The sequence below is a fragment of the Prosthecobacter sp. GW821-HT29F12 genome, assembly GCF_058803405.1.
The window spans coordinates 4,515,954-4,530,657 of sequence record NZ_CM179517.1 but is presented as its reverse complement, the minus strand read 5'-3'; the positions used below and the strand labels follow the sequence as shown (position 1 = coordinate 4,530,657).

Genomic DNA, 14,704 nt, shown 5'->3' with positions numbered 1-14,704 from the left:
TGCTTGCCGCGTGCGAAAAGATCGCCTAATTCTCGCCCCTTATGTCAGCCATCCCCGCCGAATTTTCCGGAGTCACCGCCGTCACCAAAGCGAACGTCTATTTTGACGGCAAAGTCGTCAGCCACAGCATTTTGTTTCCTGATGGCAGCAAGAAAACCCTGGGCCTCATCTATCCCGGTGATTTCCATTTTGGCACCGCCAAGGCGGAGCGCATGGAGATTGTGGCCGGTGACTGCGTCGTGAAGCTTGATGGCGGCGATGCCAAAACAACCTACACGGGCGGACAGTATTTCGATGTTCCTGCCAACAGCGGCTTCGACATCAGCGTCAGCTCCGGCATCTGCGAATACATCTGCTCTTTCCTGGATTGAGCCGGCTTTTATGGGTGGCGTCAGCATCTTCACACATTCTTAACTCACCCATCAAGGGCGTTCACTGGAGGCGAGAACGTTTCTGATGATCCTCCCGCCGTCATGAACGACACGACAGACAAGCCCGGCCTCCACAAGCATTCCACCACCACCCTCGTCATCGCGGCGCTGGGTGTGGTCTTCGGCGACATCGGCACCAGCCCGATCTACACTCTCAAGGAGTGCTTCAGTCCGCACAGCCCGCATCATGTGGCCGCGACGCACGCAAATCTGCTGGGAGTTGTTTCACTGGTGCTTTGGGCGCTGATCGTGCTCGTCTGTGTGAAGTATCTTGTCTTCGTGCTGCGTGCGGACAACAAGGGCGAAGGCGGCGTGCTCTCCCTCATGGCGCTGGCGTCGCATGGCATGTCGGAGGCTTTGAAACGCCGCGCTGTGATCGTGCTGCTCGGTCTGTTTGGCGCTGCACTGCTGTTTGGGGATGGCATCATCACGCCCGCCATTTCCGTGCTCAGCGCCATCGAAGGTCTCAAGGATGGTGGCTTGCTCGGCAGCCCGCCGGCGGACGCTGCTGCCGCATTGTTATGGGACGATCAGCGGGAGTGGCTCATTATGGGCATCACCATGGTGATTCTCATCGTGCTGTTTTCGGTGCAGTTTCTCGGCACGGCACGCATGGGCCGCTTTTTTGGTCCGATCACCGGCCTGTGGTTCGTGTCGCTCGCGGCACTCGGTGTGTCGCACCTGATTAAGGGCCCGGAAATCCTTGCGGCGTTTAATCCTTTGCACGGCTGGCATTTTTTGACGACTGGTGGCCACAAGTCGTTCGTGATTCTCGGCAGTGTGTTTCTGGCCGTCACCGGCGGTGAGGCGCTGTATGCGGACATGGGGCACTTTGGTGCCGGGCCGATTCGCCGTGGCTGGTTCTCGCTCGTGCTGCCGGCGCTGGCATTGAACTATCTCGGCCAGGGGGCCATGCTCATGCAGCAGCCGGATCTGGCGCATGCACCCTTCTTCCAAATGGCTCCCTCCTGGGCCACTCTGCCGCTCGTGCTGCTCGCCACGGCTGCCACGGTGATCGCTTCGCAGGCGCTCATCACCGGCACCTACTCACTCACGCTCAGCGCCGTGCAGCTGGGTTACCTGCCACGCCTCAGCATCCGCCACACGTCGGAACACGCCCGCGGTCAGATCTACATTCCGCTGGTGAACTGGCTGCTCATGCTGGCCTGTCTGTCCTTGGTGCTGGCCTTCCGCAACTCGACGAATCTGGCCGCTGCTTACGGCGTGGCCGTGACGATGACCATGCTCATCACCACCTTCCTGTTTTATTTTGCCGCACGTCACCTGTGGCGGTGGTCGCTGCTCAAAACATTGCCGCTATGCCTGCTGTTCGCCGCCATTGAGATCTCCTTCCTCAGCGCCAACTTGGTGAAATTCTTCGACGGCGGCTGGTTCCCGCTCGTGGTCGGTGTGATCATCTTCACGCTCATGACGACCTGGGCCACGGGCCGCCGACTGGTGCGTGCCTCGATGGAGAAAAGCTCGCTCAGTCAGGAAATGCTCTGCGACAGCCTGAAACGCAACCCTCCCGTCAGCGTGCCCGGCACCGCCATTTTCATGTCGAGCACCAGCGGTCGTGCCCCCATCGCCCTGCTGCACAGTTTGAAGCACTACCGGGCCATCCATGAGCGCGTCATCTTCATGACGCTGATCACCGAGGACGAACCCTGGGTGCCGCCGAGCCGCCGTGTGGAAGTGGAACGTCTCGCTGAAGGTTTCTGGCGTGTGACCGGCCGCTTCGGCTTCATGCAGAAGCCCGATGTGCCGCGCCTGCTGCGCCAATGTTCCAATCAAGATCTGGAGGTCTCGGCGGAGAAGGCGACCTTCTTCCTAGGGCGCGAAATCATCGTGCCAAGCCCGAAACCAGGCATGGTGAGGTGGCGCGAACACCTCTTCGCTTTCGCCAGCAAACTGGCGCAGCAGCCCGCCACTTACTTCCAGATTCCCGTGGGCCGGGTGATCGAACTGGGACAGCAGGTGGAGATTTAAGCCCCGCTTTAACGCATTTTTGACGCCGCACGTCCTGCCTTTAACTCGGCAGGATCCGGTGAGCAGGCATCTTGGCGGTGGAACAACATTCCACCACGCCATGAACGATCTCATCTACCTCGGCCTCACAGTGGCCTGCTTCATCCTCGCCGGGCTCTATGCCCGTGGCTGTGAAACCCTCTAATCCACCCGAGCCATGGAAACCATCCTCGTCGGGCTCATCGCCCTCGCTCTGCTCGCCTATCTCACCGTGGCGATGCTGCGTCCTGAAAAATTCTAACTCGAAATCATCATGCACTCCACAGACTGGCTGCAATTCGCCCTATATCTGGGCCTCCTCACACTCATCACCAAGCCGATGGGTCTGTATCTCATGCAGGTGCTCGATGCTGACGGGCGCCCCTGGCTGGATCCGGTCCTCAAACCGGTGGAAAAGCTCACTTACAAGCTGATCGGCATCGATCCTCAGCGCGAGCAAACATGGCGACAGTACACCTTTGCCATGCTGGCCTTCAGCCTCATGGGCGTGGTGTTCACTTATGCAATCCTGCGTTTGCAAGATGTCCTGCCGCTCAATCCGCAGGGCCTGCCGGCTTTGAGCCATCACCTGGCCTTCAACACCGCCGTCAGCTTCACGACGAACACCAACTGGCAGAGCTATGGCGGTGAGGCCACCATGTCCTATTTCTCGCAGATGGTCGGGCTGACGTTTCATAACTTCACCTCTGCTGCCGTCGGCATTGGCATCGCGGCGGCTCTGGTGCGGGGCATTGCACGCAGTTCCGTGAAGACCGTCGGCAACTTCTGGGTCGATCTCGTCCGCGTCACTTATTACCTCCTCCTGCCAATCTGCGTCGTGTTCGCGATCTTCCTTGTCTCGCAGGGCATGATCCAAAACTTTGACGGCTACACCAAGGTGAAGACCCTCGAAGGGGCAGAGCAGGTGATCGCCCAGGGGCCGATGGCCTCGCAGGTGGCGATCAAGATGCTGGGCACCAATGGCGGCGGCTTCATGAATGCGAACGCCACTCACCCTTTCGAAAACCCGACACCGCTCTCGAATTTCATCCAGATGCTTTCGATCTTCGCCATCGGCAGCGGGCTGACCTACTACCTCGGGCGCATGGTGAAAAATCAGGCGCATGGCTGGGCCGTATGGGCCGCCATGATGGTGTTCTTTGTCGGCGGTGTGCTCGTCTGCGCACACTCTGAAGCCGCCGGAAACCCGATCCATCAGCAGCTCGGCATCGCCGCAGCGGATGGCAACATGGAGGGCAAGGAGGTGCGCTTTGGCATCTTCAATTCGGCGCTGTTTGCCACCATCACCACTGCCGCCTCCTGTGGTGCGGTGAATGCGATGCACGACTCCTTCACCGCGATCGGCGGACTCGTGCCACTGTTCATGATCGAGCTGGGCGAGGTCGTCATTGGCGGTGTGGGCGCAGGTTTGTACGGCATGCTGGTGTTTGTCATCCTCGCGGTCTTCATCGCGGGACTCATGGTGGGCCGCACGCCGGAGTATCTGGGCAAGAAGATCCAGGCCAAGGAGGTCAAGCTCTGCATGCTCACGCTGCTGGTGCTCACGCTCAGCATCCTCGGCTTCACTGCCTGGGCTTGTGTGAGCGAATGGGGCGTCGCCGGTCTGAACAACAGCGGCCCGCATGGCCTCAGCGAGATGCTCTACGCCTACAGCTCCGCCACCGGAAACAACGGCAGCGCCTTTGCAGGTCTCACAGCCAACACCCCTTGGTACAATACCACGCTCGGCATTGCCATGTTCGTCGGCCGTTTCCTCATGATCGTGCCCATCATGGCGCTGGCAGGCTCACTCGCGGGCAAGCAAGCCGTGCCGCCGAGCGCGGGCACCTTTCCAGTGAACGGCGCCACGTTTACCGCGCTGCTCATCGGTACCGTGCTGCTCATTGGCGCGCTCAATTTCCTGCCCGCTCTCGCCCTCGGTCCCATCGTTGAGCATTTCCTCACGGCGCAGGGCCGCTTGTTCTAAACCAGGCAAACAACCACGGAGATCCTGCATCATGAAAGCATCCCTTTTCAGTCTGCTTCTGCTCGCACCTGCCATGGTGCTGGCGGAAAACGACGCGCCGACTGTGGCTTACAAAGGCTTCTTGGACAGCTACTACGGCTACGACTTCAACGAGCCTGTGAACCACCGCAGGCCGGCCTTCCTTTACAACCATACCAGCACCGACGCCCCGGCGATCAATCTGGCGCTCATCCAGGCCGAGCTCAACGGCGGCTGGTACCACGGCAGCCTGGGACTCATGGCGGGAACCTATTCACGGGAGAACCTGGCGGCGGAGCCGAATCTGCTGCAACATTTCTACGACACCTGCGTCGGCGTGGCTTTGAACCGCGGCCGCACCCTCTGGCTGGATGTGGGGGAATTCAACTCACACATCGGTTTTGAAAGCGCCATCTCAGCGGACAACTACACGCTGAGCCGCAGCCTCATGGCGGAAAACTCCCCCTACTTCCTGACCGGTGGCCGCCTCACCTGGAAGCCAAGCAAGAAGTGGGAGCTCGCGTTCCTCGTGGTGGACGGCTGGCAGCGCGTCCGCCCTCTGGTGGGCAACAGCCTGCCCGGCTTTGGCACCAAGGTGGCATGGACGCCGCATGACCGCCTGCTGCTGAACTGGAGCACCTACATCGGCAGCGAGTTTCCAGACGACCAGCGCCGCATGCGCTACTTCAACAACCTGTATGCACACATGGTGCTGAGCAGTGCCGTGAGCATGTATCTTGGCTTTGACATCGGCTGGCAGCAGCGTGCAACCAGCGGTAATAACATCTGGTGGTCTCCGAATGCCATCGTGAGATGGAAGCTGGATGACCACTGGGCCACCGCCTTCCGGGTGGAGCACTACAATGACGCCTCGGGTGTCATCATCAGCCTGCCTGCCAGGACCTCTCTCACCGGCGTGTCCTTCAACCTGGACCGCCAGATAAGCAAAAATCTGCTCTTCCGGGTGGAGATGCGGTACCTGCGCAACAGCTCGCCCGCCTTTCAGCGCGGCGACTCGCTGGCACGCAGCAGCACCTCACTCCTCGCATCCTTCAGCATCCGTTTCTCCTGAGCCGCTCTCATCTTTCTTCACTCACTCATTCATTCAATTCAGCAGGCCACAGGCCACACCACCATGTCACACAAACCCACATCTCTTTTTGATGCTTCCATTCTCGTTCCGGCCATCGGCGAGTCGTTCAAGAAGCTCGATCCGCGTCTGATGGTGAAGAACCCCGTCATGTTCGTCACACTGGTCGGCGCGGTGCTCACCACGGTCAGTATCTTCACCGCCAAGGCGGACCACGGTTTCATCACCCAGCTCAGCATCTGGCTCTGGTTCACCGTGCTCTTCGCCAATTTCGCCGAAGCCGTCGCGGAAGGCCGTGGCAAAGCCCAGGCCGCCAGCCTGCGTGCCGCCCGCAAGGACACCCTCGCACGCCGCTTGAAAAATGGTGTCGAGACCAGCGTGCCTGCGCCCGCACTGGAAAAAGGCGACATTGTCGTCTGTGAAACGGGCGATGTGATCCCCGCTGACGGCGAGGTGATCGAAGGCATTGCCAGCGTGGATGAAGCCGCCATCACCGGTGAATCCGCCCCCGTCATTCGCGAGAGCGGTGGCGACCGCAGTGCCGTCACCGGTGGCACTCGTGTCATCAGCGACCGCATCGTCATCCGCATCACTTCGGAGAAGGGCAACACCTTCATCGACCGAATGATCTCGATGGTGGAAGGCGCGAAACGCCAGAAAACACCGAACGAAATCGCGCTGACTATTCTGCTGTCCGCGATGACGCTCATCTTCCTGCTCGTGTGCATCACGCTGCGTCCCTTTGGCATCTATTCAGGCGTTGAATTCTCCACGCCGGTGCTCATCGCGCTGCTCGTGTGCCTGATTCCCACGACCATCGGCGGCCTGCTCAGCGCCATCGGCATCAGCGGCATCGACCGCCTCATCCGTCGCAACGTCATGGCCACCAGCGGTCGTGCTGTTGAGGCCGCAGGAGACATTGATGTGCTCCTGCTCGACAAAACCGGCACCATCACCATCGGCAACCGCATGGCGTCCGATTTCCGTCCTGCTCCCGGCATTACCGAGCAGCAGCTCGCCGACGCCGCTCAGCTTGCCTCTCTGGCTGATGAAACGCCCGAAGGTCGCAGCATCGTCGTGCTGGCCAAAGAGAAGTTCAACATTCGTGGCCGTGAACTCGCCGCGCCCCATGCCACCTTTGTTCCCTTCACAGCGCAGACCCGCATGAGCGGTGTCGATCTCGATGGCCGCAGCATTCGCAAGGGGGCGGCAGATTCGATCAAAGCTCACATCGAAAACCTGGGTGGTGTTTATCCACAGGAAGTGGTGAAGGTCGTCGAAGCTGCCTCACGCGCCGGACGCACGCCGCTCGTCGTGTGCGAGGGCGGCAGCGTGCTTGGTGTCGTGGAACTCAAGGACGTCGTCAAAGGTGGCATCAAGGAGCGCTTTGCCCAGCTGCGCAAAATGGGCATCCGCACCGTCATGATCACGGGTGACAATCCCATGACCGCAGCCGCCATTGCCGCCGAGGCCGGAGTCGATGACTTCATGGCCCAGGCCACGCCCGAGGACAAACTGCGCCGCATCCGCGCCGAGCAGGCCGAAGGCCATCTCGTGGCCATGACCGGTGACGGCACGAATGACGCACCTGCTTTGGCCCAGGCCGACGTCGGCGTGGCCATGAACACCGGCACGCAGGCCGCCCGCGAGGCCGGCAACATGGTCGATCTCGACAGCAATCCGACGAAGCTCATTGAGATCGTTGAGATCGGCAAGCAGCTCCTCATGACGCGCGGATCGCTCACCACCTTCAGCATCGCCAATGACATTGCCAAATACTTCGCCATCATTCCGGCGATGCTCATGGTCACGTTTCCTGCGATCAGTCCGCTGAACGTCATGGGCCTCGCCAGTCCGCAGAGCGCCATCCTAAGTGCCGTCATCTTCAATGCGCTCGTCATCATCGCCCTCATTCCGCTCGCGCTGAAAGGGGTGCCGTATCGTGCTGCGGGAGCCGCTGCCGTGTTGCAGCGCAATCTGCTCATCTATGGCCTTGGCGGTGTCATTGTTCCCTTCATCGGCATCAAGGCCATTGATGTCATCGTCGCCACCCTCCACCTCGCTTAATACCATGAACTCCCTCTTTGTCTCCCTGCGCGCCACCCTCGTTCTGGCCATTGTCACCTGCGGTGTATATCCCCTCATCGTCACCGGCGCCGCCCAGGCCGGTTTCAAAAGCAAAGCCCATGGCAGTCTCATCACGGGGAAAGATGGTGCCGTGCGCGGGTCTGATCTCCTCGGTCAGAACTTCACCGCCGCCCAGTACTTCCATCCGCGCCCCAGCGCCGCAGGTGCTGGGTATGACGCCGCCAACTCCGGCGGCAGCAATCTTGGGCCCACCTCGCAAAAGCTGAACGATGCCATCAAAGAGCGCATCGCAGCCTACCGCAGCACCAACGGCCTCAGTGACAAAGACGCCGTTCCCGCGGATGCCGTCACTGCCTCGGGCAGCGGCCTTGATCCGCACATCAGCGTGAAGAACGCCGAGCTCCAGGCCGCCCGCGTCGCAAAGGCCCGCAACCTCGGCGTTGAGAAGGTCAAAGAACTCATCGCCGCCAGTACTGCGAAGCCTGATCTTGGCATCTTTGGCGATGCTGGAGTGAATGTATTGAAGTTGAATCTGAGTCTCGATGCCTTGAAGTAACCGCCGAAGGCCATGAATGACGAATACCGTCCCGACCCTGATGCACTGCTCGCGCAGATGCGGCTGGCGGATGCCGTGTCCAAATCCGGAAGACTCCACATCTTCCTCGGCATGTGCCCTGGCGTTGGCAAGACTTATGCGATGCTGCAAACCGCTCGGCAGCGGGTGAAGGAAGGCGTGGATGTTCTTGTAGGCATCGTGGAGACGCATGGTCGTTCCGAGACGGCTGTGTTGCTCGAAGGCATGCGTCTTCTGCCACGCAAGAAGCTCGAACATCGGGGATTCACGCTGGAGGAGTTCGACATCGATACCGTGCTCGCACAACGGCCACAGCTCGTGCTCGTGGATGAGCTTGCCCACACCAATGCTCCCGGTTCACGCCATGCAAAGCGCTACCAGGACGTGCTGGAGCTGATTGATGCAGGCATCGACGTTTACACCACGCTCAACGTCCAGCACATCGAGAGCCAGGTGGACATCGTGCGACAGATCAGCGGCGTGGTCATCTCCGAGACGGTTCCGGATTCGATCCTCGATGTCGCACACGAGATCCAGCTCATCGACCTCAGCGTCGAAAAGCTGCTGGAGCGCATGGCCGACGGTAAAGTCTATCTGGGCGAACGTGCGGAGCATGCGGTGAGCAACTTCTTCAAGGAAGGCAATCTCACCGCGTTGCGCGAACTGGCTCTGCGCTTCACCGCCGAGCATGTGGACCGGGATCTGGAGGACATCCGCCGCGTCAAACGTGTCAGCAGCCCGTGGAAAACCAATGCACGTCTCATGGTGGGCGTGGGGCCGAGTCCCTATGCCGAAAGCCTCATCCGCTGGACGCGGCGCGCCGCCACACGATTGAACTGCCCCTGGCTCGTGGTTTGGGTGGAAGGCTCGCGTGTTCTCACTCCCATCGAGCAGGATCGCCTCACCCGCTCGCTCGGCCTCGCACGCAAGCTCGGCGGGGAAGTCGTTTCCGTGACCGGAGAGAACATCTCCGAAGCCTTGCTGCAGGTCGCCCGCGAACGCAATGTGTCGCAGATTGTCGTCGGCAAGCCGGAGAAGGCAGGCATGTGGAGCAAGTCGCTCGCGGACACGCTCATTGTCGGCAGCGGTGACATTGATGTGTGTGTCGTGCGGCCTCTGGCCGCCGCAGACAAGGCGCGCAACATCGCCCCTTTGCAGGAGCCGCTGCAGGACTCGATCATCGGCGAATACAGCTGGGCCATTGTCTCCATCTTTGCCATCGCCAGCGTGTGCTGGGGGCTGGTGGCATTCACCGGCTACATGTTTGTCGCGCTGGTGTTTTTGCTCGCGGTGGTGATCGCGGCGCTTCGCTTCAGCCGCGGGCCGGTGCTGATGATGGCCACGCTGAGCGCCGTCTGTTGGAATTACTTTTTCATTCCACCGATTTTCACCTTCCACATCAGCAAACCGGAGGACTGGATCATGTTTGGCATGTTCTTCATCGTGGCGCTCAGCATGGGCAGCCTCACTTCACGGTTGCGCATGCGCGAGGTCGCGGAACGCCGCCGACTTCGCCAGACAGATGCCCTCCTGCGTGTCACCCAGAGCGCCGCACTGGCCGCCGAGCCGGAAAAAGGCTTGGCCGAGGCGCTCCGCACGATCAACGAACTGCTCAATGCAAACACCGCACTCATCGTGCGCGAGCAGGATCGTTCGCTGCCGAAGGCCGCGCACAAGGCCAGCAGTTTCCAGCCTTCGCCCAAAGAGTGGGGTGTCGTGGCTTGGAGCTATGAGAACAAGCAGTGCGCCGGCCGCTACACCGACACCCTGCCTGAGTCCTCCGCCACCTGGTTCCCGCTGCAAACAGCCACCGCCACCATGGGCGTGCTGGGCGTGCAGTTTGATGACAGTTCGCGCCTCGACTTTGTCACACGGCAGATGATCGAGGCCTTTGCGCTTCAGATCGCACTCGTGCTGGAAAAGGAGCACTTCATCCAGGCCGTCAGCCACGCAGAGATGCTCTCGCAGTCGGAAAAACTGCACCGCACTTTGCTGGACAGCGTTTCGCATGAGTTGAAAACACCCATCGCCATCATCACCGCCGCGATCGAAGGGATGAACGGTTCACAAAGCCCCTACCTCGGCGAGATCACCACCGCCACGCAGCGGCTGCAGCGTGTGGTGGACAGCCTGCTGCAGATGACACAGCTCGAATCCGAGGTGCTCAAACCCAATCTCGACTGGTGTGATCTGCGCGATGTCATCACCGCCGCGCAGCACGCCATTGGCGCTCCGCTGGCCACTCATGCACTGAGGCTCCAATTGGCCGATGATTTCCCGTTGCTTAAAGTTGATCACGCCCTGCTCACCCAGGCTGTCGCCAACATCCTGCACAATGCCGCCATCTACACTCCCGCAGGAACCACCATTGATATCAGCGCCACGATTCGTGATCAGCGGTTGCGACTGATCATCCGCGATCATGGTCCCGGCCTCCCTGCTGGCGCGGAACGGCGCGTGTTCGAAAAGTTCTACCGTGTGCAGGGATCACCCGCAGGTGGCACTGGTCTCGGGCTGGCCATCGCTCGTGGCTTTGTCCAGGCGCAAGGCGGGGACATCACAGCTCGAAATCATCCTGAGGGCGGCGCGGAGTTTGTGATTGAGATCAATCAAGTGTCCGCTTTCGCTTCACCTTCCAAATGACGGCCCTCATCATCGACGACGAAATCCAGATCCGCCGCCTGCTGCGCATGGCGCTGGAGTCGAAGGGCTACACTGTGAGGGATGCCGAGTCAGGACAGTTGGGGCTGCAAGAGGCGGTCTTTCTCAAACCCGATGTCATCCTGCTCGATCTCGGCCTGCCCGACATGGATGGAGTCGAAGTGCTGAAACGGCTGCGCGAATGGAGCAGCGTCCCTGTGCTCATCCTCAGCGTGCGCGATCAAGAATTCGTCAAACTCGCCGCCTTCGATGCCGGAGCGGACGATTACGTTTCAAAACCCTTCAGCACGGCGGAGCTTCTCGCACGGCTCTCCGCCATCCAGCGCCGCCAGGGAGCCCATGACGCGGCCAATCTGCAGCTAGGACCTCTCGTGCTTGATCCCGTGCATCACGAGGCATCGCTAAATGGCCATTCTCTCAAACTCACGCCCACCGAATATGCTCTGCTAGCACAGCTCGTGCGGCATGCTGGCAAGATAGTGACTTTGAAGCAGCTGCTCCGTGCCGTCTGGGGACCGCAGGCGGAGGAGCAGAGCCAATATTTGCGCGTGTATGCCAATCATCTGCGCAAAAAGCTCGAAGGCTCCACCCTGGAGATCAGAAACGAGCCGGGGATCGGCTACCGTTTGGAGGAGGCTTGAGCGCTGCTTTTACACTTTCTTAACGCCATGGCTGCGGCTGTTTACTGGCGGGCCGTTCTTTTGCGGTGAAGGTGCCCCAAACCAAGACCCACCATGTCTGCCACCGACAGCCCCAGTGCCCCACCATCCCCCACGCCGGTTTCTCTGGCGGAGGTGGGGCAGTATAGCTGTGGGCTTACGCTGGTGTTTGTACTGGCCTCCACCTGCTGGGTGCTGCTGCCTTACACGGGGGATCTCTTTGTCGCGCTGGTCTTCCTCATGGCCATTGTGCTTGCCGGCACATGGTGGAATCGCGGACCGGTGCTGATGATGGCTGTGGTCAGCGCCCTGGTGTGGAATTATTTTTTCATTCCTCCGCAATTCACCCTGCACATCGACAAGCCGCAGGACATGGTGATGTTCAGCCTGTTTTTCGTTGTGGCATTGAGCATGGGGCATCTCATCACGCGGCTGCGCGCGCGCGAGGCCGCACTGGCGCAGCATCATCAGGAGCGTGAGCACCTGTTGGAGCTGAAGCATCGCGCCGAGCTGCTGGCGGAGTCTGAGCGCCTGCACCGCACGCTGCTGGACAGCGTGGCGCATGAGCTGAAAACACCCATCGCCATCATTCGCACGGCGTTGGACGGCCTGGGGCAGGGGAATCCGTATGCCCGGGAGATCGAGACCGCAAACCGCCGCCTGCAGCGCATCGTCGAAAGCTTTCTGGAAATGACACGCGTGGAATCTGAGGCGCTGGAGCCGCAGCCCGACTGGTGCGAAATCGGTGATGTACTGCACGCTGCAACGAAGCCCATTCAGGAAGAACTGGCCGCACACCCTTTGCTCATCACAGGCACCACAGATCTTCCCTTGCTTAGGCTCGACAGCCGCCTGCTCGCCCAGGTGCTGGGCAACCTGCTGCACAATGCCACGCGCTATGCCCCTGCAGGCACCAACATCGAAATCGCAGCTTCGCTTGCCGGCAGCACTCTGGAGATTCGCGTGCGCGACCACGGTCCCGGTCTGCCGCTGGGGGCTGAAGACCAGTTGTTCGAAAAATTTTACCGTGCACCTGATTCACCCGCTGGCGGCACCGGTCTGGGGCTCGCCATCGCACGCGGCTTGATGCGCGCCATGAAAGGTGACATTGAAGCACACACTCATCCCACCGGTGGAGCCGAATTCGTGCTGCACCTTCCCGTGAAAACTCGCAGCGCCGCATGAGCAAAGCCCTCATCATCGACGACGAACAGCAGATGCGCCGCCTGCTGCGCATGGTGTTGGAGTCGCGCGGTTACGAGGTCTGTGAGGCTGCCGAAGGCCAGCTCGGGCTGCAGGAGGCGGCGTTTCATCGTCCCGATGTGGTGCTGCTCGATCTCGGCCTGCCTGGCATGAACGGCATCGAAGTGCTGAAGCGGCTGCGCGAGTGGAGCGATGTCCCCGTGCTCATCCTCAGCGTGCGCGATCAGGAAACCATCAAGGTCGAGGCTCTGGAAATCGGTGCGGACGACTATGTGACAAAACCCTTCGGCACCGCTGAACTCCTCGCCCGTCTCACGGTCATTCAGCGCCGCCGTTTCACGCGCCAGAGCGCCGAGATTGTCGTCGGTGCATTGAAGCTGGACCTGCTGCATCACGAGGCATCGCTTGATGAGGCACCGCTCAAACTCACGCCCACCGAGTTCGCGCTGCTCAAGGTGCTGGCCGAGCACGCGGGGCGCATCGTCACGCAGAACCAAATAATGAAGCAGGTTTGGGCCGGCCAGTCCAGCGATCCGAGCGAAGGCCTGCGCGTGCACATCAATCACCTGCGCAAGAAACTTGGCGAAGCCGGCCCGCGCATCGTCAACGAGCCAGGCATCGGCTACCGCTTGGAAGAGGCTTGATGCTGCTTCCATCATGCGCTGATCAAGCCTGGGCATGAATTCAGGCTTTCCGTCCGGGAACTGCTGTGATTAATGGCGGGATGTCTTCGTCTCCGACCCTTGCTGACACCCCATCCCCACTCATGCGCCGTGCCTGGCTGGTCGTGGGGTTGTTGTTTCCAGTGGCGCTGCTGAACTACCTGGACCGCCAGATGATCGCCTCCATGAAGGTCTCCGTGATGGGCGACATCAAGGACATCGGCAGTGAGGAAAACTGGGGACACATGCTGGCTTCGTTCAAATGGGTCTATGCCATCTGCAGCCCCATCGGCGGGTACATCGCGGACCGCTTCAGCCGCAAGCTGACGATCTGCGGCAGCTTGTTTGTGTGGTCGCTCATCACCTGGCTTACGGGACATGTGGGCAGCTTCAATGAACTGTACTGGGCGCGTACGCTGATGGGCATCAGCGAGGCGTTTTACATTCCTGCGGCGCTGGCCTTGATCGCTGATTATCACACAGCGGGGACGCGTTCACGTGCCATTGGCGTGCATCAGATGGGCATCTACTGCGGCGTGATGGTTGGCGGGTTTGCCGGATTCGTGGCGGATGCGCCTGAGCTTGGCTGGCGCTTCATGTTCGACTTCACCGGACTGGCAGGCATCCTCTATGCTATCCCGCTGCTTCTGCTTCTGCGCGATGTGCCACGGCAGGTGGACACGCAGGAGGCGCTAAGCCCCACCGCGCGCGGCGGCGCTCTTGGAGAACTGCTCTGCAATCGCAATTTCATCCTGCTGGTGTTTTATTTCACGCTGCCAGCACTCGCCGCCTGGGTGGTGCGCGACTGGATGCCGGCCATCCTGCAAAAAGCCTTCGACATCAGCCAGGGCAAGGCTGGCGTCTCCGCAGCGCTCTATTGGCAGGGTGCGGCCCTGCTCTCCGCGATTCTCGGCGGCTGGCTTGCTGACCGCTGGATGCGGCATAGCGATCGGGGCCGTATCTACGTCAGCGCCATCGGCATGATGCTCATCGTGCCCGCCATGTTCGGTGTGGGCAATGCCCCCGCATTGAATTCCTTCGGGCTCGCCATCGCCTCACTGATTCTTTTTGGCGTCGGCTGGGGTTTCTTTGACTGCAACAACATGCCGATCCTCAGCCAGATCGTGCGGCCGCACATGCGCGCCACAGGATATGGTCTCATGAATTTCGTCAGCATGATGTGTGGTGGCCTGGCCGACTGGGGCTTTGGCAAGATGCGTGATCTGCAAGTGCCGCTCAACGTCATCTTTGGCGTCTTCGCCATGGTATGCGTATTCTCGCTCGTTCTCGTGCTACTGATCCGCCCCAGACCGGGAGCATGAGG

13 protein-coding genes are annotated in these 14,704 nt (G+C 60.5%); all 13 read left to right on the top strand.

Annotated features, from left to right (window positions below):
- Window positions 1-41: 41 nt before the first annotated feature.
- The 13 genes from ppnP to AC3RLQ_RS18545 all read left to right on the top strand — a co-directional run bounded on the left by ppnP (window position 42) and on the right by AC3RLQ_RS18545 (window position 14,702).
- Complete coding sequence (ppnP, locus tag AC3RLQ_RS18605; RefSeq protein ID WP_487679371.1) at window positions 42-371, top strand: pyrimidine/purine nucleoside phosphorylase; 330 nt, start codon at window positions 42-44, stop codon at window positions 369-371.
- Between the two features lie 102 nt (window positions 372-473).
- Complete coding sequence (locus AC3RLQ_RS18600) at window positions 474-2,420, top strand: potassium transporter Kup (RefSeq protein ID WP_493030152.1); 1,947 nt, start codon at window positions 474-476, stop codon at window positions 2,418-2,420.
- A 58-nt stretch (window positions 2,421-2,478) separates the two neighbouring features.
- On the top strand, window positions 2,479-2,604 hold the full coding sequence (locus tag AC3RLQ_RS18595; RefSeq protein ID WP_422317190.1) for a hypothetical protein: 126 nt from the start codon (window positions 2,479-2,481) through the stop codon (window positions 2,602-2,604).
- Between the two features lie 12 nt (window positions 2,605-2,616).
- Entirely contained in the window at window positions 2,617-2,700 is an 84-nt protein-coding gene (gene kdpF, locus AC3RLQ_RS18590) for a K(+)-transporting ATPase subunit F (protein ID WP_486353101.1), read from the top strand.
- Between the two features lie 12 nt (window positions 2,701-2,712).
- Window positions 2,713-4,425 (top strand): potassium-transporting ATPase subunit KdpA, encoded by a 1,713-nt coding sequence (gene kdpA / locus AC3RLQ_RS18585; protein ID WP_493030151.1) that lies wholly within the window; start codon window positions 2,713-2,715, stop codon window positions 4,423-4,425.
- Between the two features lie 31 nt (window positions 4,426-4,456).
- A complete protein-coding gene (locus tag AC3RLQ_RS18580; RefSeq protein WP_493030150.1) occupies window positions 4,457-5,515 on the top strand; it encodes a porin in 1,059 nt (352 codons plus the stop codon).
- 63 nt (window positions 5,516-5,578) lie between these two features.
- Window positions 5,579-7,600 carry a potassium-transporting ATPase subunit KdpB gene (kdpB, locus tag AC3RLQ_RS18575; RefSeq protein WP_493030149.1) on the top strand — a complete coding sequence of 674 codons (2,022 nt, stop codon included), beginning with the start codon at window positions 5,579-5,581 and terminating at the stop codon, window positions 7,598-7,600.
- A gap of 4 nt (window positions 7,601-7,604) precedes the next feature.
- Window positions 7,605-8,177, top strand: coding sequence for a K(+)-transporting ATPase subunit C (kdpC, locus tag AC3RLQ_RS18570; RefSeq protein WP_493030148.1), 573 nt, complete (start codon window positions 7,605-7,607; stop codon window positions 8,175-8,177).
- A gap of 12 nt (window positions 8,178-8,189) precedes the next feature.
- On the top strand, window positions 8,190-10,838 hold the full coding sequence (locus AC3RLQ_RS18565; protein WP_493030147.1) for a DUF4118 domain-containing protein: 2,649 nt from the start codon (window positions 8,190-8,192) through the stop codon (window positions 10,836-10,838).
- A complete protein-coding gene (locus AC3RLQ_RS18560; RefSeq protein WP_493030146.1) occupies window positions 10,835-11,497 on the top strand; it encodes a response regulator in 663 nt (220 codons plus the stop codon). The genes AC3RLQ_RS18565 and AC3RLQ_RS18560 overlap by 4 nt, the downstream gene beginning before the upstream one ends.
- 93 nt (window positions 11,498-11,590) lie before the next feature.
- Window positions 11,591-12,700: a sensor histidine kinase gene (locus AC3RLQ_RS18555; protein WP_493030145.1), complete on the top strand. Its 1,110-nt coding sequence runs from the start codon at window positions 11,591-11,593 to the stop codon at window positions 12,698-12,700.
- Window positions 12,697-13,362, top strand: a complete 666-nt coding sequence (locus tag AC3RLQ_RS18550; protein WP_493030144.1) for a response regulator transcription factor — start codon at window positions 12,697-12,699, stop codon at window positions 13,360-13,362. The genes AC3RLQ_RS18555 and AC3RLQ_RS18550 overlap by 4 nt, the downstream gene beginning before the upstream one ends.
- A 122-nt stretch (window positions 13,363-13,484) precedes the next feature.
- Window positions 13,485-14,702 (top strand): MFS transporter, encoded by a 1,218-nt coding sequence (locus AC3RLQ_RS18545; protein ID WP_493030143.1) that lies wholly within the window; start codon window positions 13,485-13,487, stop codon window positions 14,700-14,702.
- Window positions 14,703-14,704 lie beyond the last annotated feature (2 nt).

Excerpts from the sequence above, each read along its gene's own strand:
- ppnP (WP_487679371.1), top strand. The coding sequence starts at position 42 with ATGTCAGCCATCCCCGCCGAATTTTCCGGAGTCACCGCCGTCACCAAA.
- AC3RLQ_RS18600 (WP_493030152.1), top strand. The coding sequence starts at position 474 with ATGAACGACACGACAGACAAGCCCGGCCTCCACAAGCATTCCACCACC.
- kdpF (WP_486353101.1), top strand. The coding sequence starts at position 2,617 with ATGGAAACCATCCTCGTCGGGCTCATCGCCCTCGCTCTGCTCGCCTAT.
- kdpA (WP_493030151.1), top strand. The coding sequence starts at position 2,713 with ATGCACTCCACAGACTGGCTGCAATTCGCCCTATATCTGGGCCTCCTC.
- AC3RLQ_RS18580 (WP_493030150.1), top strand. The coding sequence starts at position 4,457 with ATGAAAGCATCCCTTTTCAGTCTGCTTCTGCTCGCACCTGCCATGGTG.
- kdpB (WP_493030149.1), top strand. The coding sequence starts at position 5,579 with ATGTCACACAAACCCACATCTCTTTTTGATGCTTCCATTCTCGTTCCG.
- kdpC (WP_493030148.1), top strand. The coding sequence starts at position 7,605 with ATGAACTCCCTCTTTGTCTCCCTGCGCGCCACCCTCGTTCTGGCCATT.
- AC3RLQ_RS18565 (WP_493030147.1), top strand. The coding sequence starts at position 8,190 with ATGAATGACGAATACCGTCCCGACCCTGATGCACTGCTCGCGCAGATG.
- AC3RLQ_RS18560 (WP_493030146.1), top strand. The coding sequence starts at position 10,835 with ATGACGGCCCTCATCATCGACGACGAAATCCAGATCCGCCGCCTGCTG.
- AC3RLQ_RS18555 (WP_493030145.1), top strand. The coding sequence starts at position 11,591 with ATGTCTGCCACCGACAGCCCCAGTGCCCCACCATCCCCCACGCCGGTT.
- AC3RLQ_RS18550 (WP_493030144.1), top strand. The coding sequence starts at position 12,697 with ATGAGCAAAGCCCTCATCATCGACGACGAACAGCAGATGCGCCGCCTG.
- AC3RLQ_RS18545 (WP_493030143.1), top strand. The coding sequence starts at position 13,485 with ATGCGCCGTGCCTGGCTGGTCGTGGGGTTGTTGTTTCCAGTGGCGCTG.